Genomic DNA, 26,170 nt, shown 5'->3' on the forward strand with positions numbered 1-26,170 from the left:
CAAAGCCAGCCCTAAAATGCACACGGAGGGAAAAAATAGGACTTCAAATTTGTACAAAATGTAAATTCTTTTGACTTTAACTGATTTTCCTGGAATACCCCTTGATTTTTGTTGGAAAGTGATTACAATGATATTTAGCACTCAGGTATACAGACTGCCAAACCAATCATATCAAACTATTATATAGGAGGAATTCAGTATGACCATCAAACCCTTGGCTGACCGCGTTCTGATTAAACTGCTCGAGGCGGAAGAGAAGACCGCCAGCGGCATCATTCTCCCCGACGCCGCGAAGGAGAAACCCCAGGTGGCCGAAGTGGTGGCCGTGGGCCCCGGCGGCATGGTGGACGGCAACGAGGTCACCATGACCCTGAAGGTGGGCGACAAGGTGATCGCCAGCAAATACGCCGGCACCGAGGTCAAGGTGGAAGGCGAGGAATTCACCCTGCTGCGGCAAAGCGACATCCTGGCCATCGTCGAGTAGGACCGGCCCCGGACCATCGCCCGCAGACAACCGCTAAACATCACTACAACTGATAAAGGAGTAAGGCAACATGGCAAAAGAGATTAAATTCGGCGAGGAAGCCAGACAGTCCCTGCAGGCCGGCATCGATCAGCTGGCAGACACCGTCAAGGTCACCCTGGGCCCCAAGGGCCGCAACGTGGTGCTGGACAAAAAGTTCGGCTCCCCCCTCATCACCAACGACGGCGTGACCATCGCCAAGGAGATCGAGCTGGACGACCCCTTTGAGAACATGGGTGCGCAGCTGGTGAAAGAGGTCGCCACCAAGACCAACGACGCCGCTGGCGACGGCACCACCACCGCCACCGTTCTGGCCCAGGCCCTGGTTCGCGAGGGGATGAAGAACGTGGCCGCCGGCGCCAACCCCATGGTCATCCGCAAGGGGATGCAGAAGGCTGTCGACGCCGCGGTGGACTTCATCGTCACCAACGCCAAAGAGGTCAACGGCTCCCAGGACATCGCCCGGGTCGCCTCTGTCTCCGCCGGGGACGAGACCGTCGGCAAGCTGATCGCCGAGACCATGGAGAAGGTCTCCGCCGACGGGGTCATCACCATTGAGGAGTCCAAGACCGCCGAGACCTATTCCGAAGTGGTGGAGGGCATGCAGTTTGACCGCGGCTACATCTCCCCCTACATGGTCACCGACACCGACAAGATGGAGGCCGTCCTCGACGATCCCTACATCCTGATCACCGACAAGAAGATTTCCAGCATTCAGGACCTGCTGCCCCTGCTGGAGCAGATCGTTCAGGCCGGCAAAAAGCTGCTGATCATCGCCGAGGACATCGAGGGCGAGGCCCTGACCACCATCCTGGTCAACAAGCTGCGCGGCACCTTTAACTGCGTGGCCGTCAAGGCCCCCGGCTTCGGCGACCGCCGCAAGGAGATGCTCCGCGACATCGCCATCCTCACCGGCGGCGAGGTCATCTCCAGCGAGCTGGGTCTGGAACTGAAAGACACCACCGTCATGCAGCTGGGCAACGCCAAGCAGGTGAAGGTCACCAAGGAGAACACCATCATCGTCGACGGGGCCGGCGCCAAAGAGGCCATCGACGAGCGCATCGCCCAGATCAAAAACGAGATCGCCGCCTCCACCTCCGACTTTGAGAAGGAGCACATGGAGGAGCGGCTGGGCAAACTGTCCGGCGGCGTGGCCGTCATCAAGGTGGGCGCCGCCACCGAGGTGGAGATGAAGGAGCGCAAGCTGCGCATCGAGGACGCCCTGTCCGCCACCAAGGCCGCCGTGGCCGAGGGCATTGTCGCCGGCGGCGGCACCGCCTACCTCAACGCCGTGGGCGCTGTGGCCAAGGTTGCCGCCAGCTGCACCGGCGACGAGAAGACCGGCGCCAACATCGTTCTCAAGGCCCTGGAAGAGCCGGTTCGCCAGATCGCCGCCAACGCCGGCGTCGAGGGCTCGGTCGTGGTCGACAAGATCAAGCGCTCCCGCAAGATGGGCTACGGCTACGACGCCTACAGCGACCAGTATGTCGAGATGCTGGAGAGCGGCATCGTCGACCCCACCAAGGTGACCCGCAGCGCCCTGCAGAACGCCGCTTCCGTGGCCGCCATGGTCCTGACCACCGAGAGCCTGGTCGCCGACCAGAAAGAGGAGAACCCCGCCGCCGGTATGGCCCAGCCCCCCATGGGCGGGATGATGTAAACACCTGCGCGACTCCCCGATTGCAGCCAATCGAGAAAAATCAAAAAGGGTCTCTGCTTGAGCGATTCGGGCAGAGACCCTTTTTTGCGCGCCCTTTGCAAAGGGCCGGGGGCGGTTGAGAGGGGAGGGGCGGCGCCTTCGCCCGATCTCGGGTGCACAAACAAGGTGGGCGTCGCAGGGGGGCTCGGCCCGCCCCTCGCCCGCAGGGGAGACCCCGGGCCGCCGGGAAAATGGCGGCGCCGGAGCCCCTCCTCAGGGGAGAGACCGGCCCCGCCCACCCGGATTCGCCGCCCGCCAGGGCGAGACCCGCTGCGTCCCCTGCCGGTCCGGCCCGCGTTTTGCCGCTCGAAATCGCACTCCCATTGCGCCCACGGCGGGGAAAAGACCGCCCCTCTCCACCGTGTGAGAGGGGCGGCCTTTGCAATTGGGGGCGGGTTCTTTTTGCCCTCGAGGGGCGATTGCCGGCGGCTTCCCGCTTTTCGCGCGCCGCTGCGGTTTAGCTGTTTTGCCCTCTACGCCGCCGGCGCGCGGCTGCCGCGGCAACCCCTGCGCCCGCCGCCAGCAGGGCGCCCGCCCACAGGCCCGGCGCGATGGAGTCGCCCGTATCGACGGCGGCCGGGGGCTCGACGGGTGTTAGAACGGGCGGTTTGGCCGGCTCTTCGTCCGGCGGCGCAACGGGCGCTTCCTCGGCGACATGCAGGAGGAACGCCGGGCTGTCGGCGCTGCCCCCCTCCTCCCTCGCCACGCAGTAGTAGCGGGCTCCGCCGTCGGCCAAGGTGACTGCGGACAGGGTGTAGCTGGCGCCGTCCGCGCCGCTGATGGGCGCATGACTGCCGTCGCGCTCAACCCACCACTGATAGCTCGCTGCGTTTTGCGCGGCGACGGTGAAGGTGACCCGCTGGCCGAGCGCAACCTCGACGATTTGCTCCTGCGCGGGTGAAGTGAAGATGGGCGGCGCCAGCTGGATGGCGTCCACCACCGCAAAGGAGATGCTCTTTTGATCGCTCTCCCCGGTGCTGACCCAGGCGGTCCCGTCGTAGCGCTGTCGGGCAAAGGTGACCGTGAGGGTGTGCGGGCCGGCGGGCATATTCGCGGTGGAAACGCGCTGGGTAAACCCACCGCTGAAGTCGCCGGAGAGATGGATCGCCCACCCGGTCGGCAGCCACCACCTGTCGCCCGTGACCGGCGAGGCGTTGGGGACCCCGCCGCCGTTGGCCGTGAAGGTCACCGTGTCGCCCAGGGCAAAGACCTGCCCTGCCGTGATGCCGGTGATGCTGTTTGCCGAGGGGGGCGGGTCGACGGGGACCCTGGTCACGGTGAGGAGGGCCTCCTCACTGGTGGCGCGGCCCTTGCTGTTGGCGGCCAAACAGCGGTATCGGTATCCGCTTTCCGACAGCTCTGTGGCGCCGGTGGTATAGCTGGCGCCGGTCGCCTGGGGGATGTCCTCCCAGCCGCGGCCGCCGTTTCGGTTGATCTGCCACTGGTAGGTGGGGGCGGGGTTCCCGGTGGCCGTCACCCCAAAGACCGCGCGCTGGCCGCTCGTCACCGCCTGATCGCCCGGCTGCGCGGTGATGAGCGGCGCTGCTAGGGCAGGGGGCTGGTCTTCCCACACGGCGTAGACGGTGGTGGCCGCCGCAAAGGTGTGCGACCCGCTGGCCGCTACCCTGATGGCGCTGTCCGCACTGCCGACGGCCCACTCTTTAAACTGCTTGCCGGCGGGCGCTTGAAAGCTGCAGGTGGGCAGGACAAAGGGGGTCTCGGCCGTCGCCCTGTCGGCGTCCATGGCGCCGCTGCCGCCGTTGGCGTCATAGGAAATGGCGTAGGTGGTGCGCGCGGAGGTGGGGGCAAACGCCAGGGACCGGGTGATGTCCTCGATCTTATAGGGGTTGGCGGTGATCCCGTTCTCCCACTTTTCAAAGGTGTAGCCGCTCGCCAAAATCGCTTTGATCCACAGGTCGTCTCCCTCCTCCAGAGTGAGCGCGCCCGTGTAGTCGGAGTAGGCTTGGCCGTCTGTGCTCACTTGCAGGCCGGTGATGCCCGGGTCACTGTCGGTCAGGGTCACGGTGTACTGGTTCAGCACCGACAGGGTCAGTGCCTGGGTGTCGCTGCCCTGCGAAGTTGTCACCTGGACGGTGAAGGCGTAGGTACCTGCCACGGCGCTCGTCGCCGAGAGGGCGCCGGTACTGGCGTTGAGGGAGAGCCACGATGGCAGGCTGCTCCCCGCCGCAATACCCCAGGTGAACGGGCCCGAGCCGTTGGCGGCGAGGATGGCGCTGTACGGAGAGCCGACCGACCCGCTCTGCAGAGATGTGGTGGCAATGTCCGGGGCGGAGAGAACCTGTACAGAGTAATCTTTGCTCCAACCTGCTCCCGCTTCGCTGTATACCCGGTAAGTCCGTTGGTCGACAAAGGAATTGGTTGTTGTCCCGCTCTCCTGTGGCTCGTACCGATAGGAGGACGGATTGTATATTTTGGCCTCTGCCCCCGGGCTGAGGGTGAACTCCGCCACCAGGCTGGTCAGGTCGGTGCCGGCAGGCAGGGTGACGGTGACGTCGGAGCCGCTGATGACCCCGCTTGCCCCCACCGGGGTCCCGCTCTCGGTTCTGGCAATGGAGAAGGCCGTCATCTCGCTGACGGTGGAGAGCCAGCGCGCGTAGAGGTCGGTCGTCCCCGTGACCGGGGTCGAGGCAAAGACCCATTTGTCCCCGGCATAGGTGGGGCTTGTGTACCAGCCATCAAAGTTCACCTGATCGCCATAGGGGCGGTTCACCGACACGCTGCCCACCTTTCCGCCCGATACCACCTGCTGCGGCGCGGGGGCGGGGGTGCCGCCATTGGGGTGGAAGGTGACGGTGAAGTAGTCCAGCGCCAGGGCCGAGGTGCCCACGGGCAGTCTGGCCTGCTCGTTGGATTTGACGCCGTCGTAATAGATGTCGTAGACGCCGTCGGGGACCGCGGTGGAGAGGTAGACGCCGGCGTTCGGCGCGGCCGTGAGGGCATAGGTGTTGGAGGCGTTTTGAAGGGTCACGGCGAGCCCGGTCCGCGGCGCGCTGTCCAGGGCAAGGGTGAGGGTGAACGGCTGCATCCACCGCGCCGTCAGCTTGACGGTGGCGCCGTCGACCCCCGTCAGGTTTTGAAAGGACACCGCTGTCTGTCCGGGCAGGGAGGCGCAGAGCTGGGTGTTGTCGGGGATGGACGCGTTGGGACTGGCCTGTCCGTATTCTGCCACCGCGTAGTCCCCACCCTCCACCGTCCATCCGGCGAAGGGGAGGCCTTGGGGATGGGTGGGATTGGCTATGGTGAAAGCGGCGTCGTACGCGCTGGAGGCCGGTTCGCTTCCCCCCGCGCTGCCACCGTTGTGGTCGTATTGGAGGCGATAGCTATTGACCGACCACTGCGCGGTCAGGGTGACCGCGCCGCCGTTGTCGGTGAGGTTTTTAAAGTAGATGCCGCTGCCGGGGCCAAAAAAGCAGACGGTGTCCTCGCCGGCAAACGGGCTGGAGGGGTTGGCCCCCGAACCGTAGCGGGCGTTGGCCAAATCGACCCCCTCGACCTTCCAACCGGTGAAGGTATAGCCCACGCGGACGGGCGCGGCCACGTATACCGCTGTGTCGCAGATGCCGGTGCGGGGCAGGGGGATGGAGGAGGAGCCGTTTTCGCCCAGCTGGTAGTTGATGGCGTAGGTCTGTGCCTGCACGACGATGCTCTCCTCCGCCGAGGCGGCGATGTAGTCGGCGTCGCCCGTGTAGGCGATCAGCCCCCGGTATGCCCCCGAGGCCGTCGCCGTCCAGCCGTTCCCGCCGGCAAAGGATACGGCGCCGTCGGCGCCGGTGTCCAGCGTCTTTTCAAAGACAATCCGCCCGGCGCTGTTGAGAATATAGAAGGTCACCGGCTGTCCCCCCAGCGGGTTGCCCGCGCTGTCCTTCAGGGTGGCGGAGGCGGTGACGGTTCGATTGCTCAATGGGTTGTCAAGGTCGATGAGGGTGGGGCTGATCGCCGCCCCCTGCAGCTCTGTCGCGGTCTGGGGGCGGGTGGGCTGTGTGGAGTAGGTGGGGTAGAGGGAGATGTCCCGGCTGACGGCAAAGCGGTAGGGGTTTTGAGCGCTCAGCGGTACGGTCTGTATCTGGTCCGCGCTGTCGGTGTACTCCTCCACCCACTCCTTAAAATAGTAGCCGTCGTGGGGGGTGGCGATCAGGGTGACCCTGTCGCCGCTCTCATACACATCGCCGTACACCGTCACCCCGTGGACCGTGCCGTGGGCCTGGTCCGCCTTGTGCAGCAGCTTGATCATGTAGAGGTCGTCGGCCGACGTGGCAGAGCCGCCGACAACCCCTTCATCTCGCGGATTGCCTGCCTGATCGGTGTTCACCTCTTTGAGCAGCTGCTCGGGTGTGGGGGCAAACCAACTCCAGGTGTTGCTGTCCACGTCCAGGTGGGACCACTGGGGATTGGCGGGGTCGCTAAAATCATTGTAGTAGGCGATGAGGGGTGCTTTCGCATAGGGATCGAACAGGGTTCTCACCCCGCCGCCCAAGACGGCGGGCAGAGGGGCTTTGACGGGGACCATCGAACTGTACCCACCTTCCGGGGTATGGAGGTAGGGCTGGTAGATCAGTTCGCTGCCAGTCTGGCTGCCGTCGGCGGCGAGCACCTTTGTGCGGGTGCCGCCGGCAAAGAGCGTGTCGTCGCTGCCGTCGCCTGCCCCGCCGTAGTAGGTCATTGACAATCCTTTTCCGCGCAGCGCCGCATCGTGGAATACAGACCCGATCAACCGCGCGGTGATCGGGGCTGTGCTGCCTATGGTCCCGCTGCCCCAGTTCGATATGTCGTTGACGGTGTAGGAATCGTTGTTTAAATGGTAGTTGTACCCAAACAGGCAGTTGACCGCAATGGAGGCGCTGCCCCGCAGCGCGCCCCCGTTAGACGAACCGTAGGCCACGTTTCCGGTAAAGGTGGAGTTCATGATATAGGCCATGCCCTTATAGTCGTTGATGGCGCCGCCCAGTTCGGTGCTCTTGTTGTTGGAGAAGGTGCAGTTGTTGATGTAGAGTTTCCCCTGGTTTTCACCAGCGCCTCCGCCGCCGCCAGAGCTAAGGCTTCTGTTCTCACTGAAGCTGGAGTTCTCGATGACCATGGTACCTGTGTTCAAAAAGCCGCCGCCGTGTCTGGCCGCGTTGCGGTTGATCTGGCTGTTGCGGATGTAGATGGTCCCCGCGTTGTTGATGCCGCCGCCCGGAATGCTTTGACCGCCGCCGCTGCGGGTGATGGTCACCCGGTCGAGAGAGACCGTCGCACCGCCCGCCACATAGATTCCGCCCCCCTCCATCCTGCCGCCGATGATCTTTAGGTTGGAGAGGGAGATGCTCGTCTGGGGGGCGGTCGCCGCAAAGGCCCGAAAGGCCGATATATTGTCGGCGGTGTTGAGCACCCCCGAGTCGAGGAGACCCGGTACCGGCACTGATACAGTGAAGCCATTGCCCTGTATGCTCACGCTGTGGGTGAGGGCGATCTGGGCGTTGAGGACGATGTCCTCCATGACTTCAATGACCTCGCAGTTGGGGTCTGCCGCCGCCGCGGCCAGTTCGGCATAGGTGTTCACCCGCACCACCACATCTCCCGGGGCCGCCGCTGACGGCAGGGGGAATGCGGAGAGAAGCAGTGCACAGAGGGTGCATACCGCGATTGCTTTTTTCATGGCAAAAACTCCTTTGGCCCCATTGCCGGGGCGGATTTGACCTTGGCAGCAGGCGAAACAAGGGACGCGTCCGCTTCTACTCTATTGGCGTTTGGGGGGTGGAACTGCTTCGCCGGAATTTCTGCCGGCGATTGCCTGCACGGCCGCGGTCAGCAAGTCGAGCTGGGCCGTCAGGTAATAGGCGTCTTCAAACATGGCAAAGTGGACCGAGGCCCGGACCACGGTAAAGATAATCCCCTCGATGACCTTTCGGGGGATGCCGATCCTGGGTTCCAGCTGTGCGGCGTAGGCGGCATAGCGGGTGTTGACGCCCTCGAAAAACCGCTTGCCGTGCTCCAGGTATTTGGGGGAGGAGTACACCTGATACATAAAGCGGTACTTTTTGCCGTGCTTTTCGGCCGTCCAGTAGGGCACCTCCCGCAAAAATTGGAGGACTACGCCCAGGTCCACGGGGCCGTCCTCAGAGCAGTAGGAGAAGGCCTTCTCCATAAATTCGTCCTCCACCTTTGCCATGCAGTGGGCGGTGGAGGCGACAATCAGCTCGTCCAGGTTCTCGAAGTAGTTGTAAAAGGAGGAGTGGTTCATTCCGCAGGCCTCGCCCAACGCCTTCATGCCCGTCTCGTTGAGGCCGTTTTCGCAGTAGCAGTCAAAACAGGCCTCCATGATTTTGACCCTTCGTGCCTCTTTCTCCTCGGCTGTCAGTAGCATCGCCCCACGTCCTCTCAAAATAAATGACTGGTCTGTTGTTATTATAGTGAATCTTCCTCTCCCTTGCAAGGAGGGGAGAAAGAGTTTTCCAATATTTGTGTGGGTGAACTCGGCCTGGAAAATGAAAGATCCAGGGGCCTTGCCCCTGGATTGGGTCGCTATAACCGGGTAAATATTTGCGCGCCCTTTGTCTTCAGCCACCCCCACATGGCCAGGCAGAGGAGGAGGGCCACCCCGCTCGCCACGGCCGTGACCAAAACCATGGACAGGTGGAGGGCAAAGCCGAGACCGATGAACGCCGCGGCCAGAAGGGGGGTCGCAAAGTATCCCAAAAAGGAGGCGGCCGATTGCTTGATGACCGTGACCTCGCTCTGCCAGTCCAACTTGGGGAACAGGAGGTTGCAGATCAGCCCCCCCAGGGAGGTGAAGAGGGCGAAGGCCAGCGGGGTCAGGTAGAAGAGCGCCCACCCGGCGGGGGAGGGGTGCAGGGCGATCCCCGCCATGGTCGAGCCCAGCAGGCAGGCGGGGACGAGGACGGTGAGGTTGACCAGGGCCTTGCCGGCAAACACCTGCGAGGTGCAAACCGGCAGGGACTGCAAAATCCAAAGGTGGCTTCCCTCCAGGGAGATGGAGCTGCTGCTGACAGACCCCATCCCGCCGACGGCGGCCATGACCAGGGGGAAGATGCCGGTGAGTATCCCGGCCAGGCCGGGGATGCCCAACACGGCCTCCAGCTGGCTTTGGGGCAGAAAGAGCAGCGCCCCGCAGAGCAACACCAACATCAGCGCCCCCATCCCGGCGTTGAAGATGTAGAGGGTGGAGGAGGTGAAGCGCCGCCACTCCTTTTTGTAGAGGGCCGAGAGGGCGGAGGACTGGCGCAGTTCGCCCAGGCGGTATTTCCCCCTGGCCGAGGTGGTGGTGAAGATGGCGTGCAGCTGCCGGTAGTAGCGCCCCACCAACAGGCAAAAGAGGGCGAAGGGGAGGATGCACAGGGCCATCAGCAGAAGCCAGCTGCCCCAGTCGCCGCCGGCCACCCCCTGGGTGAACAGCCGGGCCGGCGGGTAGACCGACTCCAGCTGCAGGGCGATCTGGCCGCCGAGCTGGGCCAGTTCGGTGACCTCCATCTCGGCTGCGCGGTAGCTCAAGGCGGTGGAGCCGAAGAGGACCCCCACGATCAGCAGCCCGTACAGGAGGATGGAGAGAATTTTGCTGCGGCCCAACCGGGCGGCGAGCAGGGCCACCGCGCCCCCGAGCACCAGACCGACGACCAGCGGCAGGATGGGCATTGCCAGCAGCGCGGGCACCAGGGCCAACCAAAACCAGAGAGAGGGGCCGGTCTGCACCGCGTAGACCACGGCGGCGGGGAGGAGGAGCAGGCATGAAAAGAGCAGGCTGCTGGAGTAGAGGATGAGCACCCGGCTGGCGACAATGGTGCTCTGGGGGATGGGCAGGGCCATCTGCAGGTCGTAGTCCTGAAAGGAGAAGAGGACGCTGCCGGCCTTGTAGATGACGGTGACGAGGGAGAGGAGGGAGGCGGCCACGGCCATGACCGTCAGCACCAGTTCCGGCCGCCCCACCATGGCGGCCAGCTGCCCCATCCCCACCGAGTAGACAGCCGACATGGATACCAGGAGGACGGCGACAAAGGCAAAGCCCACCCCCATGAGCAGCGACTTGCGCCTGGCAGCCGGGTCTTTGGCGTGCAGCATCTTGCCGATGCCCAGGGATTGAAGCGCGTAGACTTTGCCGAGCAAAAACAGCTTATTCATGGTCGATCAACTCCAAAAATACGTCTTCGAGGCTGCTCTGGCCGATCACCTCGCGGGTGGGGCCGCTGACGACCAGCCGCCCCTCTTTGATGATGGCGATTTTGTCGCAGAGCTTTTCGGCCACCTCCAACACGTGGGTGGAAAAGAAGATGGTGCTGCCCTGCGCGCAGAGTTCCTTCATGATCTGTTTGAGCTGGAAGGCCGCGCTGGGGTCCAACCCCACCATCGGTTCGTCCAAAACAAACAGCTTGGGGGCGTGGACTAGGGCGGAGATGACGGCCAGCTTCTGCTTCATCCCGTGGGAGTAGGAGGAGATGGGGTCGCCCAGGTTGGCGGTGAGTTCCAGCCGATCGCCGTATTGGGCGATGCGCTGGCGGCGCAGCTCCCCCTCGACGGCAAAGACGTCGCCGACAAAATTGAGGTACTGAATGCCGGTGAGGTGGTCGTACAGGTCGGGGTTGTCGGGGATGTAGGCGGTGACGGATTTGCAGGCCATGGGCTCTCCTTTGACCGAGTGGCCGTCGATGAAGATGTCGCCCCCCTCAAAGTCTAAAATCCCCACCGCCGCCTTGATGGTGGTGGTCTTGCCGGCGCCGTTGTGTCCGATGAACCCGTAGATTTCGCCGGCGGCCACCTCTAAACTCAGGTCGTCGACGGCCTTTTTGCCGCCCTTGTACACCTTGGTCAAATGCTCGATTTTCAGCATGGGGTTTCCTCCTTCTCTCCCCCCGCTGGGGGGACAGTCGGCGTCTCCGCCGGCGTGATGATAAAGGTCAGTTTGCGGGCCTTGCGCCCGGGGGCGGGCCCGTTTTCCACCAGCGGGCCCAGAACTTTGCCCATCTCCATGCTCAAGCGCCGCAGCTCATCGTCGGTGAGCATCAGCGTCGAGGTGGTGAGGGCGATGTCCCCCTTGGCCGGGTCGGGGGGCGGCTGCTCTGCAAAGTAGCGCTCAAAGTCGCCCATGATGCCCAGGAGGATGGCAAACAGCCCCTGGTGCATCTGCTCCAGCTCCTCCCCGCTGCCGTGCCACGGCGGGCTGGGGGCCAGGCGGTAGACCCGCTCCACCGAACCCCGCACCGGCCGCTCCTCGACCACCTGCAGGAGCTCCAGCTGCGCCAGCTTTTTGATGTGCCGGTAGAGGGTGGCCTTCGGCACGTCGCAGAGGGCGGCGGCAATCTCGCCGCTGGTGGCGGTGGGGTGCAAGATCAGGTGCTGCACGATCCGCATCCGCACCGGGTTGAGCATGGCCTTCATGGTGTCTGCTGTGAACTGCAATGGACACCCCTCCTCTTGCGATTGTTCTCAATAGTGATAATAGTATCAAAAGTGAGAGAAGTCAAGCGAAAAAATAAAAATAGAAGAGAAGGGGGAAGTGCCCGCCAGCGCGGCGGGCGCGCTGGCGAGGGACAGAGAAACAGCTTGACGGCGGGGGAGGGGAGGGATATGGTAAGGGGAGAGAGGCCGCCCCAAAAGGCGGGCGACCGGGGAGAGGGGTACAAAAAATGGACGATTGGTTTACCGTCGAGCAGATTGAGAGCGACACCTACGCCATCAGCGAATACCGCCACTGGGAGGAGAGCCACTGCTACTTGCTGTTGGGGGCGCGGCGGGCCCTGCTCATCGACAGCGGGTTGGGGGTGGCGGACATCGGCCGGGCGGTGCGGGAACTGACCCCGCTGCCGGTGCTGCTGGCCACCACCCACGCCCACTGGGACCACATCGGCGGCCACCACTGCTTTGCCCCTGGCGACATCGCCGTCGGCGCGCAGGAGCAGGGGTGGCTTGCCGGCCACTTTCCCCTGCCCCCGTCGGCGGTCAAGGCGGAACTCCTGCGGGAGGAGACGGTCTTTCCGCCCGCCTTTGACCCGGAGCAGTACCGCATCTACCAGGGGGGCGCGGCGATCACCTTGGGCGACGGCGACGCCATCGACCTGGGGGATAGGGTGATAGAAGTGCTGCACACCCCGGGCCACTCGCCGGGACACCTCTGTTTTTATGAGCCCCGGCGGGATACCCTCTATGCCGGGGACCTGGTCTATGCCGGCTGCCTGGACGCCTTCTACCCCACCACCGACCCCCTGGCCTTTTGGCGGTCCATCCAGCGGGTACACGCCCTGTCGCCCCGGCGGGTGCTGCCCGGCCACCACCGCCTGGACATCCCCGCCGAACTGGTGGGGGAGATCGACCGGGCCTTTGCCGGCCTCTGGCAAAAGGGGGAGTGCCGCCAGGGCTTGGGGGTGCGCGATTTCGGCGCCTTTCAGTTGCACCTGTAAGCCGCCGCCCGCAGGACGGGCCGATGGGCGCGAGGGGAGCGAACCGTTTAGACGGTTCGCTCCCCTCGCTCTTTTTCTCTGAGCCGCCGCCCTCACCGCTTGGGCGGCGGATAGGGGGCGGGGTTGTCGGTGCGGTCGAGCAGGTAGTCGACGCTGGTGCTGTAAAAGTCGGCCAGGCGGCAGAGCACCTCCGCCGTCAGGGCGATGGTGCCGGTCTCGTACTGGGAATAGGTGTTTTGCGCCATCCCCAGATACTCGGCCACCTCTCGCTGGCGGATGTCCCGATCGCAGCGAAGGTCGCGAATGTGTTTGTAAGCCATTTTGATCACCCAGTGACAGTATGTGCTATCTGAAATCAAGATATTGACTTTTATCTGTAATACAGATAACATGAAGAAAAAGGCAGAGGAGGAGATCGCGTGCTTGTGTGGGTGGATCGGGCGGACAAGGCCTTGACGGCGGAGTACGAGGCGTTTGTGGAGGAGTGGGGGAGCTTTTTTCAGTCCCTCGCCTGGGGGGAGGTCAAGGAAAACTGGCGGGCTCAGGCCCTGCTCTCCCGGGGGGAGGACGGCGGGGTTCGCGCGGCGGCCCAGGTCCTGATTCGCCCCCTGCCGCTGGCGGGGAGGGCGCTGCTCTACTGCCCCCGGGGGCCGGTGGGGGACTGGGGCGACCGGGCGGCCCTGGACGATTTGACAGAGGGCTTTGCCCGGTTGGCAGAGAGGGAGCGCGCCTGTCTGCTCAAGCTCGACCCCCTGATCGCCCCCGGCGGGCCGGAGGCGGCCGCCCTGCAGTCGGCCGGCTTTCGCCACCGGCCGGGGGTGGGGGACTACCGCACCCTGCAGCCCCGGTTTGGCTATCTCCTCCCCCTTGCGGGCAGGGGGGAGGAGGAACTGCTGGCGGGCTTTTCACAGAAGTGCCGCTACAATCTGCGCCAGGCGCTCAAAAAGGGGGTGGAGTGCCGGTTGGGTGGGGCGGAGGGGTTGGACGACTTCTACCCGCTGTTGGAAGAGACCGGCCGCCGGGACGGATTTGTCATCCGCCCCCGGGCCTATTTGGAGCGGTTGCTGCGGGCCTTTGGCCCCACCCGCTGCCGCCTTTTTCTCTGCCGCTGGCAGGGGCGGCCGGTCTCCGGCGCTCTGGCCCTGCGCTACGGGCAGACAGCCACCTACCTTTATGGCGCCTCGTCCAGTTGGGGGAGGGAGTCCATGCCCAACTACCTCATGCAGTGGGAGATGATCCGCTGGGCCCTGGCGGGGGGATGCGCGGTCTACGACTTTGGAGCTGTCCCCCACTTTTTGGAACCGAGCCACCCGGCCTACGGCATCTACCGCTTTAAAAAGGGGTTTGGCGGCCGGGTGACCGAGTGGGCGGGGGAATTTGACTGGGTCTACCGCCCGCTGTCCGCCGCGCTGCTGCAGGGCGGACAGCGGGGGGTACAGCTGGCACAGGCGGCCCTTCGCGCCGGACGGGGATGGCGGGGGCGGGAATAAGCCTGTCCGCCCCATTGTATTTACACCCTTCGCCTTGCCATTTGGGCCCGATTCTGGTATCCTGTAAAAAACCGATGGATTTGCCCCCCTTTTTGAACGTTTTCCCCTTCGCCCCATAGACTGGTTTGAATCCAACAAATGGGGTGATGGTTTGCTGCAGATGATATTGTTCTCCCTCTCGGTGTGCGCCGACGCCTTTGCCGCCAGTTTTTCCTATGGGGCGGCGGGCATCCGCATCCCCCTGCGCTCGGCCCTGGTGATCGCCGGGGTGGGCAGCGGCTTTCTGGCCGCCGCCGTCTGGGGGGCGGGGCTGCTCACCGGCGCCCTCGACCCCGCCCTCTGCGCGGCGGCAGGGGCCTGGCTGCTGATCGCGCTGGGGCTTTTCTCCCTGGGGGGCGCGGCCCTGCGGGGCTGGTTGCGCCAGGGCGGGCGGGAGCGGGAAATCCGCTTTCAGGTGGCCGGGGTGCAGGTGCTGGCGGAAATCTGCCTGGACGAGACCCGGGCCGACCGGGACCGCTCCCGCACCCTCAGCCCCAAAGAGGCGCTGTTGCTGGCCGTCCCCCTCTCGGCGGATTCCCTGGGGGCGGGCTTTGGCCTGGGGCTGTTTGGGGCCCGCCCGCTGGCGCTGCTGGCGGTTTCCCTGTTGCTGGGGCTGGCCCTCATCGAGGGGGCACACCGCCTGGGAGCCAAGTTGGCAGGGCGGTTTCAGGGCGGGCTCACCTGGCTGTCCGGGGCGATTTTGGTGCTGCTGGGGGCGATTCGCCTCTGGATATAGGGCTGTCGGCAAATCGACAGGGGTTGTTCATAAAGTTGTCACTTTTTTTATCACGAGACTGTCATATTGTCCCGATAGAATGAAGGCATAGAATAGAGAAAGCCGTGGGACAATGGCCTGGCGGAGTGGTAGGTGATCGAGATGGAAGAGAAAAAACAGGGGCGCATCGGCCGCCTTTTTGCCCTGCGCGCGCAGATGCCAGCCCGTTACCCCCGCGCCGGCCGGGTGCTTTTGGCCCTCTACCCCCTCTTTATTGTGCTGGTGTGCGAGCTCAACCAGAGCCAGAAGTTCGGCGACATGTTCGGGTTTTGGCTCGCCCGCCCCACCGTCCTCCTCTTTGACGTGCTGCTGGTGGGGCTCATCTACGCGGCCTTTTTGCTGCTGTTCCGGCGGGGCCACCTGGCGGTGCTGCTGACCGCCCTGCCCCTCTACATCTTCTCCTGCGTCGAGTTTTTCAAGTGCCGCACCAGCGGCAGCCACTTTGTGCTGGGGGATCTGGTGATGACCACCAACGCCTCGGACATTGCCCGCTTTGCCGACATTCAGATCACCCCGGTGCTGGCCCTCTGCTTTTTCCTGGTGCTGGGCTACTGGGCGGCGGTCTTCTGGCTGGGGCCCACCCTGCCGCTGGCGGGGCGGCGTCGCTTTGCCACCCTGGGCACGGTGGCCGCTGTGCTGGTCTGCTTTTTTGCCGTTCCCACCGTTTCGGCCGGGGCGATGGACCTCTTTGGCATCCGGGCCGAGAGCGCCTACAACACCTTTGAGCAGGGCGACAAGTTCACCTCCAACCAGATGATCGCCAACCTGGTGGAGACCGCTCTCTCCCAAAACGAGTCCCTCGCCGAGAGGGAGAGCGACTACCGCGCCTACCTGAACACCGCCGCCGCCCAATCGGGCCGGGAGACCGCCGCGGCGGCGGACTACAAAAAGCCCAACGTGGTGGTTGTCCTCTCGGAGTCCTATGCCGATTTTCGCGCCCTCAAAGGGCTGGGGGTGCGGGATGAAATCTATCAAAACGCCGACCAGATGGCTGCCGAGGGGGCCAGCGGCACGGCGGCGGTGCCCACCTTTGGCGGCTACACCGTGCGCAGCGAGTTTGAACTGCTCTTCGGCCTGCCGGTGCGCTCCCTCTACAACGCCGAAATCCCCCACAAGTTGCTGGGGGAGCGGGCCCAGGCGGCCTTTCCCCGGTACTACCAGTCCCTGGGGTACGAGACCACCTACCTACACCCCTTTAGCGGCACCTTCTACGGGCGGGACAAAACCTACGGCAGCTACGGCTTCGACCGGATGCTCTTTCAGGGCGATTTGAGCGTCCCCCAGAGAAACTACAAGACCTACACCGACGACGGCTGTGTCTTTGAGCAGATCGAGCAGCTCATCGGCGAGAGCGATCAGCCGCAGATGGTCTTTGCCATGACCATGCAAAACCACCAGCCCTACCTGGACGAGAACAGCTCCCTCAGCGAGATCGACTACTACCTGGACAAGGTGCAGCACACCGACGAGGCGCTGGGCCGGTTTATCGGCGATTTGCGCGCGAGCGACGAGCCCACGATCGTCCTCTTTATGGGGGATCACTTCCCCTCCTTCACCGCGGCGGGCGATGTGTACAGCCAGCTGGGCATTGGCAGCGACAACTGCGACGCCCTCTACCAGCAGCGCTACCTGGTGTGGAGCAACTACGGCGCCGATTTGAGCGCCTTCCCCACGGAGGAGAGCGTCTCCTCCTTCTACCTGCCCTACCTGCTACTGAAAACCACCGGCGCGCCCCTCACCGCCGATCAAAATGCCGCCCTGGACGAGATGGAGAGCCAGCCCCTCTACGATTACCAGTTCTCCGAGGGGGACAATCTCTTTTGGGATATGCTCACCTACGATGTGGTGATGGGGGATCAGGCCATCCGCTCCCTGCCCCAGGGCAGCGGCCAGTGAGCGTGAGCAGAGCCCTCTTTGCGCCGGGCGTGTAGAGAAAAAATAGAACACAACAAGAGAGACCCGGGCCAATGGCCCGGGTCTCTTTCTGAACACATATTTTTTACAGTATTTTGAAGTGAATAATTGGATTTCGGTGTGCTGTGGTTGTCAGAGGGGGAAGGGGGTGGTAGCGGTCAAGTTGGGCCTGGTGCTGGCCCGGCAGAAGATGACCCTGACGCAGCTGTCCCAGGAAGTCGGTGTCACCGCCGTCAACCTCTCGGCCTTAAAGACGGGAAAGGCCAAAGGGGTGCGCTTTTCCACCCTGGACAAAATCTGCCGAGCCCTGGACTGCCAGCTGGGCGACCTGTTGGAGTGGCGGCCTGACCCCCAGCCGTAGGACAGGGAGAAAGTCGGTGAGAAATCCGCCCGGGCATTTGACCCGGGCGGATTTTGTGCTACAATGGCTGTATTCCCCAAAAATTTCCTTTTCGGGCTGGACGGGGGAGGAGAGGAGGCGCTTTTGAATGTTGGGACTCAAGCGGGGCACAGTGCGGCTGCTGCCCTACCAGGCGAGTTGGGCCGAGGAGGGGGCGCGCGCCGCCACCCGCCTGCAGGAGCTGTTTGGCAGCGAGGCGGCGGCAGTCCGCCACGTGGGCAGCACCTCGGTCAAGGGGTTGGCGGCCAAGCCCATCATTGACCTGGCGGTGGGGATGTGGGACCTGGAGCGGGCTGAAGCCCTTTACCCCGCCCTGGCTGCGGCGGGATTTGTCCACCGCCCCCACGTGGACGGCCCGGACAGTCTCTTTTTGAGCGCCGGGGACGAGGGGGCCGACACCCGCACCCATCACGTCCACCTGGTGGAGTACGATGGCCGCCGCTGGCGGGACTACTGCTATTTTTCCGACACCCTCAACCGGGACGGGGAGAAGCGGGCGGCCTATCAGGCCCTCAAAGAGGAGTTGGCGGCCGCCAACAGCGCGGACAGGGTGGCCTACACCGAGGGGAAAGAGCGGTTCATCGAGAGGGTGCTGGCCGAGGGGCGGGCGCTGGAAGATACGGCAGTCGCCTTTGCAGAGCCCCCCTCGCCGGAGGACCTTCTCTTTGCGGTGGTGGCGGCCCGGCACCGGGGGCGGTGGGTCTTTTGCAAGCACTGCCGCCGCGACACCCTGGAACTGCCCGGCGGCCACCGGGAGCCGGGGGAGACCCCGGAGCAGGCCGCCCGGCGGGAGCTGTGGGAGGAGACCGGCGCCACCGATTTTGCCCTCAAAGAGGTGGGGCCTTACGCCGTGCGCCGGGGGGCGGAAAGGCCCAGTTACGGGGTGCTCTATCGGGCGGAGGTCGCCGCCTTTGGCCCCCTGCCGCCCCGGGAGATCGAGCGGGTGGAACTGTGCCCCGCCGTCCCCCGGCGGATGACCTACCCCTGCATCCAGCCCGCGCTGATGAAGCGGGCGGTGGCGGACGGCCGCAGAGAGGGGTGGTTGCGGTGAAGGGCGAACCCACACAGGTGCTGGTGCAGCGGCTGTGTGCAGGGGACGAGAGGGAGGGATACGCCGCCCTGAAAGAGCTGTTGGCGCGCTCGCGGGCCGGGCGGGACGTCTATTCCCATTGGGAGGAGCTGGCCGCCCTGCTGACAAGTCCCAGCAGTTACCGGCGCACCCGCGGGGCCCTCTTGCTGCTGCAAAACGCCCGCTGGGCCGCACCGGAGGTGCTTGCGCGCTGGACGCCCCAGCTGCTGGCGCTGCTGCAAGAGGAGGTACGGGCCACCGCCCTGCGACAGTACCTGCGCGCCTGGGAGGGGGCTGTGGGCGACGTCCCCGCCCTGGCGGTCCCCTTCTGCCGGGCGCTGGAGGGCCTCGATTTGGACCGCTACGGCGAGAGCATGGCCCCGCTGCTGCGGCGGGACAGGGCGCGGCTGTTGCGCGCCCTGCAGGGAGGGGGCGGGCGGAATGGATAGGTCTCTCTTCGCGCGGGCCGAGGCCTTTATGGCGGCCTGTACCGACGGCGGGGTGCACGGCGAGGGGCACCTGCGCCGGGTGCTGGGGTACGCCCTCTCCATTGCCGGGGAGACCCCAGAGGCCGACGGGGAGATCGTGGCCTTGGCCGCCCTTCTCCACGATGTGGGCCGCCCGGAGGAGAGGGCAGACCCCACCCGCTGCCACGCCGAGGTGGGCAGCCAAAAGGCGCTGGATTTTCTGCTGGCGGAGGGCTATCCACCGGCGCGGGCCCGCTGGGTGGCCGACTGCATCCTCCGCCACCGCTACCGGGCCGGCCGCCGGCCCGAGACCATCGAGGCCAAGATCCTCTTTGACGCCGACAAGTTGGACCAGACCGGCGCCCTGGGCGCGGCCCGGGTCATCCGCTTTGGGGGGCAGATCGGGGAGCCTTTCTACCAAGTCGGGGAAGCGGGCCGCCCTCTGCCCGGCGAGGAGGGGGAGGGCCCCTCTCTGCTGCGGGAGTATGGCTGCAAGCTAAAGGGCCTTGCCGGCCAGTTTTACACCCCTGCCGCCCAGGCGCTGGCCCGGGCCCGCCAGCCGGTGGTGGACAGCTATTTTGCCGCCCTCGCCGCCGAGGCGGAGGAGAGCTGGGCGGCCGGCCAGCGCGCCCTCGCACAGTTGCTGGGGGAGGGGTAGCGGCCGGCCGCGGGGAGGGAAGACGCTTTCCGCTGGGGATGACGCGCCCCCTTCCCCCTCGGCGGGCGATGACAAACCGGCAAAAAAGGCCGCAGGCCCCTCTGTGGGCCCGCGGCCTTTTTGAACAAACCACCTAGCGCAGTTCTTCGGGGATGGGGCAACCCTGGGCGACGATCTCGTCGCGCTCCCCCTCGGTGAGGTAGCCGTAGGCCACCATGGCGCCCAACACGGCCCGCCAGCGCCCCTCCATCTGTTCGGGGTTGTCGGCAAAGTAGCTGGGGGCCTGGGGAAGGGCGGCCAGAAACGCCGCCTGGGCCACCGTCAGATCGCTGGGGGCGGTGTGGTAGTAGGCGCTGGCGGCGGCAATGCCGGTGCGCCCGTTGCCGAAATAGCTGGTGTTGCAGTAGAGCTCCAGGATCTCCTCTTTGGAGAGTTCGCGCTCCAACTTGAAGGCGAAGAAGACCTCGGTCACCTTGCGGGAGAGGCTCTGCTCCTGGGAGAGGTAGATGTTCTTGCAGACTTGCTGGGTGATGGTGCTGGCGCCCCCCACGATCCGCCCGTTCCAGAGGCTTTTCCAGAGCACCCGGCCGATGGAGATGATGTCAATCCCCCCGTGGGAGTAAAAGCGGTGATCTTCAATGGCGACAATGGCGTTTTGAAAGTTTTCGGAGATCTCGCCGATGGGGACATACCCCTCTTCCTGGCGGAGGGCGGCCACCTTTTCGGCCACCGGTTCCGCCTCCACCCGCTTGCGGTAATCGCCAAAGCAGGCGACGGCGAAGGCGGTCCCGGCGATGATGGCCAGGCAGAGCACGGCGATCAGGGCGTTTCGCAGATAGCGCAAAAACCGCTTCATCCGGCATTTCTCCCCTCTGCGGCAACTCTGTTTTGCAGGGCTGCCGGTTCTTATTGCCTTTATTATAGGGCAAAACGGTTGCCTTTTCCATGGCCCTTTATTACAATAAGCTTACAGCTTTGCCACATATCCTGTGAAATTTGAGAGGTGGTTTTACCGTGGTCACACACATTGTCTTTTGGAATTTGAAAGAGGCCCCAGAGGCCGAGCGGGCCGCCAGCGCCCGCAAGATGAAGGAGCTGCTAGAGGGGCTGGTGGGCCGGGTGCCCGGCCTGCTCTCGGCGGGGGTGCACCAAAATTTCACCCCCGGCGGGTACGACCTCTGCCTGGTCTCCTAGCTCACCGACCGGGCGGCGCTAGAGGGGTACCAGAATCACCCGGACCACCTGGAGGTCAAAAAATTTGTCCACAGCGTGGTCTGTCAGCGCGCGGCGGTGGACTACGAGGAGTAGTGGCCGGAAAGAGAGGAAAGGCGGGCACCCTAAAAGGGGTGCCCGCCTTTTTGCACGGCTATTGGGGGAGGGAGAGCTCCACCGTCCCCACAGGGCGGATGGAGAGAAACCGGCAGCAGCCGGGGCCCAGCGCCCTCTCCATGGCGCTGCAAAAGGGGGCGGCCATCTCGCCGGGGAGAAAGACCAGAGCGGTTCCGCCAAAACCGCCTCCGTGGACCCGATAGGCCCCTTGCCCGGCCAGCAGCCGGTCGCAGAGGGCAAGGGCCGCCGTCAGAGGCTGGCTGCGGGGCTGGGTGGGAGAGTAGAGGTTTTGCAGGTAGAGGGCGGAGGAGCGGCCAGATTGGCGCGCCAGCCGCAAAAAGCTGTGAAAATCGTTCTGGGCGAGGGCCTCTGCTTCCTGCGCGGCCCGCCGGTCCTCCCGAAAGAAGTGGGCGGCCCGCAGGACCGGCCGCTCCCCCAACTCCTGTGTCAGGGCGGCCCAGTTGGCGTAGAGGTCCTCTTCCTCCACCTGGCACAGCCGCTCCTGGCCAAACCAGGCGGCCACCTCTCCCATCTCCCGGGGGATGGCGGCGTAGTCCTCGGTCAAGTCGGCGTGGCTGCTGCCGGTCGCCACCAGGCAGAGCCGGTGGCCGCTGTCCTCCCAGCGGCAGGAGAGGGGGGAGACGGCGGGGTGGAGGGGGGCGGCAAAGTCCAGCTGGGCGATCCCCCCCACCGCGCTGGCCACCTGGTCCATCATCCCGCAGGGCTTGCCGAAGTAGCCGCTCTCGGCCCGCTGGCCGATCGCCGCCAGTTCCAGCGGGGTGCGCCCGCCGCAAAACAATCCGTTCAGGGCGGCGGCCACCGCCATTTCAAAGGCGGCGGAAGAGGAGAGCCCGCTCCCCGGCAACACGTCGGAGAGGGCGTAGAGCCGCGCCCCGCCCAGGGAGGCCCCACCCTCCTGCAATCCTGCGGCGACCCCCCGCAGCAGGGCGGCGGTGCTCCCCCTCTCCGACGGGCGGGGGGCGAGGTCGGAAAGCGCGACCCGGCAGGGAGAAAACCCCTCGGACACCAGTTCGATGGCCGTTCCCGCGGCGGGGGCGGCGATCACCAGCGTGTCCAGGTCGACGGCGGCGCAGAGCACCCGCCCCCCCTGATGGTCGGTGTGATTGCCCCCCAGTTCAGTGCGCCCTGGGGCCGAGAAGAGACGCACCGGCCCCTCCTCCTGCCACCGGGCGGCAAAGCCCGCCAGCCCCCGCGCCAACCGCGTTCGCTGCCGCGCCACATGGCCGGGGGACAGCCGCTCCAACTGTTCGTCCAGCGCCCCGCGCTCCAGGGCCTCTTTCCACTGTGCAATGGTGGCCATCGGTCCGCCTCCTCTTGGTGTTGTTTTTTTACAGTTTACGGCAGTGCACCCCGTTTGGCAAGCCCCCCCTTTCCTTCCGGGCGGTTTCCTGCTATACTAATTGGAAAAACAAGTCGAAAAGGAGCGAATTATGAAGCGGTTTATGCAGGAGTTCAAGGCCTTTGCCCTGCGAGGCAACGTGGTGGATATGGCGGTGGGCATCCTCATCGGCGGCGCCTTCTCGGGCATTGTCACCGCCCTGACAGCCAATTTTATCAACCCTATTTTGAACGTGGTCACCGGCAGCGCCACCTACGGCCTAAAGGACATTGCCGGCTTTGCCTCGGCCTTTCTCTCGGCGGTGCTCAACTTTCTTCTGATTGCCCTGGTGCTCTTTTGCATCCTCAAGGCCGTCAACAAGGTGGCTTCCCTGGGCAAGCGCGACAAGGCGCCCGAAGCGCCCCGGGAAAAGACCTGCCCCTACTGCCGGGAGAAGATCGCCGCCTCGGCCACCCGCTGCCCCCACTGCACCTCGGTTTTGGAGGAGCAGCCGCAGGAGGCGATCCTCTAAACGAAAAAATCCCCTGCCCATCCGTTGAGCAGGGGATTTTTGTCGCCCAAAGGGGCGCGCTACACCCGCAGCATCCGATACCCCACCCCCACATGGGTCTGAATGTACTGGGGAGCGGAGGGGTCCTTTTCGATCTTTTTGCGCAGGGTGGCCATAAAGACCCGCAGCGAGGCCACATCGTTTTCCCAGGAGCTGCCCCACACCTCCCGTGTGATGTAGGCGTGGGTCAGCACCTTGCCCACGTTTTTGGCCAGCAGGCAGAGCAGCTTGTACTCGATGGGGGTCAGGTGGATCTCCTCGCCTCCCAGGTAGGCGCAGCCGGCGGCGTAGTCGATCTTGAGTTCGCCGTTTTCAAAGACGGCCCCGTCCTGGCTGCCGCCGCTTCCCCCGTGCAGCCGGCGAAAGGTGACCCGCAGCCGGGCCAGCAGTTCCTCCACCGAGAAGGGTTTGGTCAGGTAGTCGTCCGCCCCGGCGTCCAGCGCCTCGATCTTATCGGTGTCCTCGCTGCGGGCGCTGATGACGATGATGGGGGTGTTTGACCAGCTGCGGATTTTTTGGATCACCTGAATGCCGTCGGTATCCGGCAGACCCAGGTCCAGAAGGATCACGTCGGGGTTGTGGGAGGAGGCCTCCAGGATGGCGGCCTCCCCGGTGGGGGCGGTGTGGTGTTTGTAGTCGTGGGCCTCCAGGGTGGTGGAGATCAGGTTGCGGACGGCAGGGTCGTCCTCCACCACCAGAATCAGTGGTTTATTGTTCATGCAGCGTTACCTCCTCGATGGGCAGTGTAAAGGAAAAGACGGTTCCGTGGGGGGCGTTGTCGGCCACGGCGATCTCGCCGCCGTGGGCGGTGACGATGGATTTGCAGAGGGCCAGCCCCAACCCCATGCTGCGGCGGCTGTCGGCCACCCCCGAGTTGACGGTGTAGAACATGTCGAAGATGCGCTCCTTGGCGCTGTCGGGGATTCCGCCGCCGTCATCGGCCACCGAGATCACCGCCCACCGCCCTTTGCGGACAGCCGAGACGGCGATGGTCGAGCCGACGGGGGTGTACTTGATGGCGTTGTCCACCAGGTTGATGAGGACCTGTACGATCAGGCGGGCGTCCATCTTTGCCAGCAGAAATTCGTCGGGGAAATGGGTCTGAATGTGGTGCTCGGCGCGCTTGCGGCTCACGTGGCGCAGCGCTTCGCCCACCACCTCCTCCACCAGCTCGGCCGTCGGGTTCAGGCGCATGGTGCCGTCCTCGATTTTGGTCACCGAGAGCAGGTTTTCCACCAGGTTGATGAGCCAGAGGGAGTCCTCATAGATGTCGCTGTAAAGCTGCCGGCGCTGGCCCTCGTCCAGGTTTTTCTCACTCTCCAGCAGTACGCCGGCGCTGCCGGAGATGGAGGTGAGGGGGGTGCGCAGGTCGTGGGAGATGGAGCGCAGCAGGTTGGCCCGCAGCTGTTCGTTTTTGGCCAGCACGGCCGCCGCCTCCCGCTCCCGAATGGCGTTTTCACTCTCCAGTGCCAGAGCGCACTCCCCCAGGATGGAGAGCATGATGCTGTTTTCATAGGCGTCCAGGGGCTCGCCGTCCAGGGCGATGCCCGCCACCCCGTAGACCACCTCGTTGACCCGCACCGCCAGATAGAGGCATTTGGCACTGCCCAGGGTGCCGGTGCTGGCCCCGGCGCGCTTGTTGTTTTGAAAGACCCAGGCGGCCACCGCCCGCTCGTTTTCGGCGGTGAGCTCGGCCCGGGGCGCCCCGCCCTGGGCGGGGAAGGAGAGGGGCTCCCCCACCCCGCCGTCCCGGGCGGGGTAGAAGACCACGTCCCGCCGCAACAGCTTGACCAGCTGCCCCGCCACCGTGCCGACGATCGCCTCCCGGCTGTCACAGCGCTGCAACAGCTGGTTTGTCTCCAGCAGGGTCTTGGTGCGGTAGGCGGTCTCCACCGAGCGGCGGGCCTGCTGTTTGAGCCGCCCGGCCAGGGTGCTGGTGAGGAAGGCGGCGATAAACATGATGGCGAAGGTGGCGGGGTAGCCCCTGTCGTAGGCCGCCAGGGTATAGCGCGGCGCGGTGAAAAAGTAGTTGAAGGTGAGCACGCTCACCGCCGACGAGGCCAGGCTGTACACACGCTTTTTGGTGATGACTGCCGTCAGCAGCACCCCGAGGATGTAGACGGTGATGATGTTGGCCTCGGTAAAGCCCAGCCCCTTGAAGAGAAAGCCCACCCCCGTGGCCCCGGCCAACAGGGCCGCGCTTTTGAGCAGGTCGGGTCCCACCTTGTCGGCGCTGCGCTGGCGCACCCGCCTGGCGCGGTAGTAGCCGGCGCTGTCGTCGGGGATGATGTGGATGTCCAGATTGGGGGCGGCGGCGATCAGCCGGTCGGTGAGGTTGGGTCCCCGCCAGGGGTACTTGCGGCGGGTACTGCTGCGGCCGATAACGATCTTTGACACCCCCGACACCCGGGCGAACTCGGCGATCTGATAGGGGACGTCTTCGCCGTAGACGGTCTCCACCGAGGCCCCCAACTGCCCCGCCAGGTGGATGTTTTCCCGCAGCTGGGCCCGGTCCTGCACGCCGAGGCCAGGGAAGTCGGGCGTCTCGACAAAGAGGGCGGTCAGGTTTCCCTTAAAGGCCCCCGCCATCCGGGCGGCGGTGCGGATGCACTTGGCGTTGGAGGGGGAGGGGGAGAGGCAGACGAGGATGTGTTCGTCGGTGCAGTAGCCGCTCTCTTCGGCCAGCCGCACCCGCTCGGCCAACCGGTTGATGCGGTCGGCGCAGCGGCGCAGGGCGATCTCCCGCAGGGCCGTCAGGTTCTTCTCGTCAAAAAAATGGCCCAGCGCCCGCTGGGCCTGTTCTTCCCGGTAAATTTTCCCCGCCTGTAACCGCTCCATCAGCTCCTGCGGTTCGATGTCCACCAGTTCCACCTGGTCGGCGCCGTCGAATACCCGGTCGGGGATTCGCTCGCGCACCGTCACCCCGGTGATGGCGGCCACCGTGTCATAGAGGCTTTCGATGTGCTGCACATTGACGGTGGTGTAGACGTCGATGCCGGCCCCCAGCAGTTCGTCCACATCCTGATAGCGCTTTTGGTGGCGGCAGCATTCGGCGTTGGTGTGGGCCAGCTCATCCACCAGTATCAGCTGGGGGTGACGGGCGAGGGCCGCGTCCAGGTCAAACTCCCGCAGGGCAATGCCCCGGTGCTCCACCTCCAGAGGGGGCAGCTGCTCCAGCCCCTCTAGAAGGGCGGTGGTGTCGGGGCGGGCGTGGGGCTCCACATATCCGGCCAACACGTCGATCCCCCGCCGCCGGGCCGCCTGGGCGGCCTTGAGCATGGCGTAGGTCTTTCCCACCCCGGCGGCGTAACCGAAGAAGATTTTCAGCCGGCCCCGCTGTTTGGCCCGCTCCTCCCGCCGGATTTGCCGGAGAAAGTCCTCCGGGTCTCTCCTCGTCTCCTCCAAGGGGCACACCTCCTCTTTCCTTATGCTATTTTAACACGAAATCCCCTAAGTGCAGCATAAGAGACGCACCCAGGGGATTAAAATTG

21 protein-coding genes and 1 pseudogene are annotated in these 26,170 nt (G+C 64.9%); 12 read left to right on the forward strand and 10 right to left on the reverse strand.

The features are described 5' to 3' along the window. The first annotated feature begins 199 nt into the window (after positions 1 to 199). Entirely contained in the window at positions 200 to 484 is a 285-nt protein-coding gene (groES, locus tag HJY11_RS07340; protein WP_208075336.1) for a co-chaperone GroES, read from the forward strand. A gap of 70 nt (positions 485 to 554) precedes the next feature. Continuing rightward, positions 555 to 2,183, forward strand: a complete 1,629-nt coding sequence (gene groL, locus HJY11_RS07345; protein WP_208075337.1) for a chaperonin GroEL — start codon at positions 555 to 557, stop codon at positions 2,181 to 2,183. Between the two features lie 496 nt (positions 2,184 to 2,679). On the opposite strand, the gene HJY11_RS07350 is transcribed toward groL, so the two are convergent. The 5 genes from HJY11_RS07350 to HJY11_RS07370 form a co-directional block, all read right to left on the reverse strand. Beyond that, positions 2,680 to 7,878, reverse strand: a complete 5,199-nt coding sequence (locus tag HJY11_RS07350; RefSeq protein WP_208075338.1) for an InlB B-repeat-containing protein — start codon at positions 7,876 to 7,878, stop codon at positions 2,680 to 2,682. Between the two features lie 81 nt (positions 7,879 to 7,959). After that, complete coding sequence (locus HJY11_RS07355) at positions 7,960 to 8,586, reverse strand: TetR/AcrR family transcriptional regulator (RefSeq protein WP_208075339.1); 627 nt, start codon at positions 8,584 to 8,586, stop codon at positions 7,960 to 7,962. 158 nt (positions 8,587 to 8,744) lie between these two features. After that, positions 8,745 to 10,355: a hypothetical protein gene (locus HJY11_RS07360; protein WP_208075340.1), complete on the reverse strand. Its 1,611-nt coding sequence runs from the start codon at positions 10,353 to 10,355 to the stop codon at positions 8,745 to 8,747. Further along, positions 10,348 to 11,061 carry an ABC transporter ATP-binding protein gene (locus tag HJY11_RS07365; protein ID WP_208075341.1) on the reverse strand — a complete coding sequence of 238 codons (714 nt, stop codon included), beginning with the start codon at positions 11,059 to 11,061 and terminating at the stop codon, positions 10,348 to 10,350. Before HJY11_RS07365 ends, HJY11_RS07360 begins: the two co-directional genes overlap by 8 nt. After that, complete coding sequence (locus tag HJY11_RS07370) at positions 11,055 to 11,630, reverse strand: helix-turn-helix domain-containing protein (RefSeq protein WP_208075342.1); 576 nt, start codon at positions 11,628 to 11,630, stop codon at positions 11,055 to 11,057. Before HJY11_RS07370 ends, HJY11_RS07365 begins: the two co-directional genes overlap by 7 nt. A gap of 227 nt (positions 11,631 to 11,857) precedes the next feature. Between HJY11_RS07370 and HJY11_RS07375 the strand changes: the two genes are divergently transcribed. Next, entirely contained in the window at positions 11,858 to 12,628 is a 771-nt protein-coding gene (locus HJY11_RS07375) for an MBL fold metallo-hydrolase (RefSeq protein WP_208075343.1), read from the forward strand. A gap of 92 nt (positions 12,629 to 12,720) precedes the next feature. On the opposite strand, the gene HJY11_RS07380 is transcribed toward HJY11_RS07375, so the two are convergent. Beyond that, positions 12,721 to 12,948, reverse strand: a complete 228-nt coding sequence (locus HJY11_RS07380; protein WP_208075344.1) for a helix-turn-helix domain-containing protein — start codon at positions 12,946 to 12,948, stop codon at positions 12,721 to 12,723. A 99-nt stretch (positions 12,949 to 13,047) separates the two neighbouring features. Here HJY11_RS07380 and HJY11_RS07385 point away from each other — a divergent pair, with 99 nt between their 5' ends. From HJY11_RS07385 to HJY11_RS07415, 7 genes are all read left to right on the forward strand, one after another. Beyond that, positions 13,048 to 14,118 (forward strand): lipid II:glycine glycyltransferase FemX, encoded by a 1,071-nt coding sequence (locus tag HJY11_RS07385; RefSeq protein ID WP_208075345.1) that lies wholly within the window; start codon positions 13,048 to 13,050, stop codon positions 14,116 to 14,118. 160 nt (positions 14,119 to 14,278) lie between these two features. Then, positions 14,279 to 14,893 (forward strand): manganese efflux pump, encoded by a 615-nt coding sequence (locus tag HJY11_RS07390; RefSeq protein WP_243764318.1) that lies wholly within the window; start codon positions 14,279 to 14,281, stop codon positions 14,891 to 14,893. A 141-nt stretch (positions 14,894 to 15,034) separates the two neighbouring features. Continuing rightward, on the forward strand, positions 15,035 to 16,828 hold the full coding sequence (locus HJY11_RS07395) for an LTA synthase family protein (RefSeq protein WP_243764319.1): 1,794 nt from the start codon (positions 15,035 to 15,037) through the stop codon (positions 16,826 to 16,828). A gap of 166 nt (positions 16,829 to 16,994) precedes the next feature. Then, a complete protein-coding gene (locus tag HJY11_RS07400; protein ID WP_208075348.1) occupies positions 16,995 to 17,207 on the forward strand; it encodes a helix-turn-helix domain-containing protein in 213 nt (70 codons plus the stop codon). Between the two features lie 127 nt (positions 17,208 to 17,334). Then, complete coding sequence (locus HJY11_RS07405) at positions 17,335 to 18,297, forward strand: GrpB family protein (RefSeq protein WP_208075349.1); 963 nt, start codon at positions 17,335 to 17,337, stop codon at positions 18,295 to 18,297. After that, positions 18,294 to 18,764 carry a hypothetical protein gene (locus tag HJY11_RS07410; RefSeq protein ID WP_208075350.1) on the forward strand — a complete coding sequence of 157 codons (471 nt, stop codon included), beginning with the start codon at positions 18,294 to 18,296 and terminating at the stop codon, positions 18,762 to 18,764. Before HJY11_RS07405 ends, HJY11_RS07410 begins: the two co-directional genes overlap by 4 nt. Beyond that, complete coding sequence (locus tag HJY11_RS07415) at positions 18,757 to 19,440, forward strand: HD domain-containing protein (RefSeq protein ID WP_208075351.1); 684 nt, start codon at positions 18,757 to 18,759, stop codon at positions 19,438 to 19,440. Before HJY11_RS07410 ends, HJY11_RS07415 begins: the two co-directional genes overlap by 8 nt. A 133-nt stretch (positions 19,441 to 19,573) precedes the next feature. On the opposite strand, the gene HJY11_RS07420 is transcribed toward HJY11_RS07415, so the two are convergent. Continuing rightward, on the reverse strand, positions 19,574 to 20,296 hold the full coding sequence (locus HJY11_RS07420) for a transglycosylase domain-containing protein (RefSeq protein ID WP_208075352.1): 723 nt from the start codon (positions 20,294 to 20,296) through the stop codon (positions 19,574 to 19,576). Between the two features lie 158 nt (positions 20,297 to 20,454). Here HJY11_RS07420 and HJY11_RS07425 point away from each other — a divergent pair. Further along, positions 20,455 to 20,748: pseudogene (locus HJY11_RS07425) on the forward strand (Dabb family protein). 58 nt (positions 20,749 to 20,806) lie between these two features. Here the strand turns inward: HJY11_RS07425 and HJY11_RS07430 are convergent. Then, positions 20,807 to 22,090 carry a galactokinase gene (locus HJY11_RS07430; RefSeq protein WP_208075353.1) on the reverse strand — a complete coding sequence of 428 codons (1,284 nt, stop codon included), beginning with the start codon at positions 22,088 to 22,090 and terminating at the stop codon, positions 20,807 to 20,809. A gap of 130 nt (positions 22,091 to 22,220) precedes the next feature. Here HJY11_RS07430 and mscL point away from each other — a divergent pair, with 130 nt between their 5' ends. After that, on the forward strand, positions 22,221 to 22,640 hold the full coding sequence (gene mscL / locus HJY11_RS07435) for a large conductance mechanosensitive channel protein MscL (protein WP_208075354.1): 420 nt from the start codon (positions 22,221 to 22,223) through the stop codon (positions 22,638 to 22,640). Positions 22,641 to 22,699: 59 nt separating this feature from the next. On the opposite strand, the gene HJY11_RS07440 is transcribed toward mscL, so the two are convergent. Both HJY11_RS07440 and HJY11_RS07445 read right to left on the reverse strand, forming a co-directional pair. Continuing rightward, positions 22,700 to 23,398, reverse strand: coding sequence for a response regulator (locus HJY11_RS07440; RefSeq protein ID WP_208075355.1), 699 nt, complete (start codon positions 23,396 to 23,398; stop codon positions 22,700 to 22,702). Further along, positions 23,388 to 26,084, reverse strand: coding sequence for a sensor histidine kinase (locus HJY11_RS07445; RefSeq protein ID WP_208075356.1), 2,697 nt, complete (start codon positions 26,082 to 26,084; stop codon positions 23,388 to 23,390). The genes HJY11_RS07440 and HJY11_RS07445 overlap by 11 nt, the downstream gene beginning before the upstream one ends. Between the last annotated feature and the right edge of the window lie 86 nt (positions 26,085 to 26,170).

This window comes from Bittarella massiliensis (ex Durand et al. 2017) (assembly GCF_017566145.1).
Taxonomy (GTDB): Bacteria; Bacillota; Clostridia; order Oscillospirales; family Ruminococcaceae; genus Bittarella; species Bittarella massiliensis_A.

Coding starts and splice junctions, on each gene's coding strand:
- HJY11_RS07430 (WP_208075353.1), bottom strand. CDS start 22,090: ATGGCCACCATTGCACAGTGGAAAGAGGCCCTGGAGCGCGGGGCGCTG.
- HJY11_RS07365 (WP_208075341.1), bottom strand. CDS start 11,061: ATGCTGAAAATCGAGCATTTGACCAAGGTGTACAAGGGCGGCAAAAAG.
- HJY11_RS07375 (WP_208075343.1), top strand. CDS start 11,858: ATGGACGATTGGTTTACCGTCGAGCAGATTGAGAGCGACACCTACGCC.
- HJY11_RS07415 (WP_208075351.1), top strand. CDS start 18,757: ATGGATAGGTCTCTCTTCGCGCGGGCCGAGGCCTTTATGGCGGCCTGT.
- groES (WP_208075336.1), top strand. CDS start 200: ATGACCATCAAACCCTTGGCTGACCGCGTTCTGATTAAACTGCTCGAG.
- HJY11_RS07380 (WP_208075344.1), bottom strand. CDS start 12,948: ATGGCTTACAAACACATTCGCGACCTTCGCTGCGATCGGGACATCCGC.
- HJY11_RS07395 (WP_243764319.1), top strand. CDS start 15,035: ATGGAAGAGAAAAAACAGGGGCGCATCGGCCGCCTTTTTGCCCTGCGC.
- HJY11_RS07350 (WP_208075338.1), bottom strand. CDS start 7,878: ATGAAAAAAGCAATCGCGGTATGCACCCTCTGTGCACTGCTTCTCTCC.
- mscL (WP_208075354.1), top strand. CDS start 22,221: ATGAAGCGGTTTATGCAGGAGTTCAAGGCCTTTGCCCTGCGAGGCAAC.
- HJY11_RS07355 (WP_208075339.1), bottom strand. CDS start 8,586: ATGCTACTGACAGCCGAGGAGAAAGAGGCACGAAGGGTCAAAATCATG.
- groL (WP_208075337.1), top strand. CDS start 555: ATGGCAAAAGAGATTAAATTCGGCGAGGAAGCCAGACAGTCCCTGCAG.
- HJY11_RS07420 (WP_208075352.1), bottom strand. CDS start 20,296: ATGAAGCGGTTTTTGCGCTATCTGCGAAACGCCCTGATCGCCGTGCTC.
- HJY11_RS07390 (WP_243764318.1), top strand. CDS start 14,279: ATGATATTGTTCTCCCTCTCGGTGTGCGCCGACGCCTTTGCCGCCAGT.
- HJY11_RS07440 (WP_208075355.1), bottom strand. CDS start 23,398: ATGAACAATAAACCACTGATTCTGGTGGTGGAGGACGACCCTGCCGTC.
- HJY11_RS07360 (WP_208075340.1), bottom strand. CDS start 10,355: ATGAATAAGCTGTTTTTGCTCGGCAAAGTCTACGCGCTTCAATCCCTG.
- HJY11_RS07405 (WP_208075349.1), top strand. CDS start 17,335: ATGTTGGGACTCAAGCGGGGCACAGTGCGGCTGCTGCCCTACCAGGCG.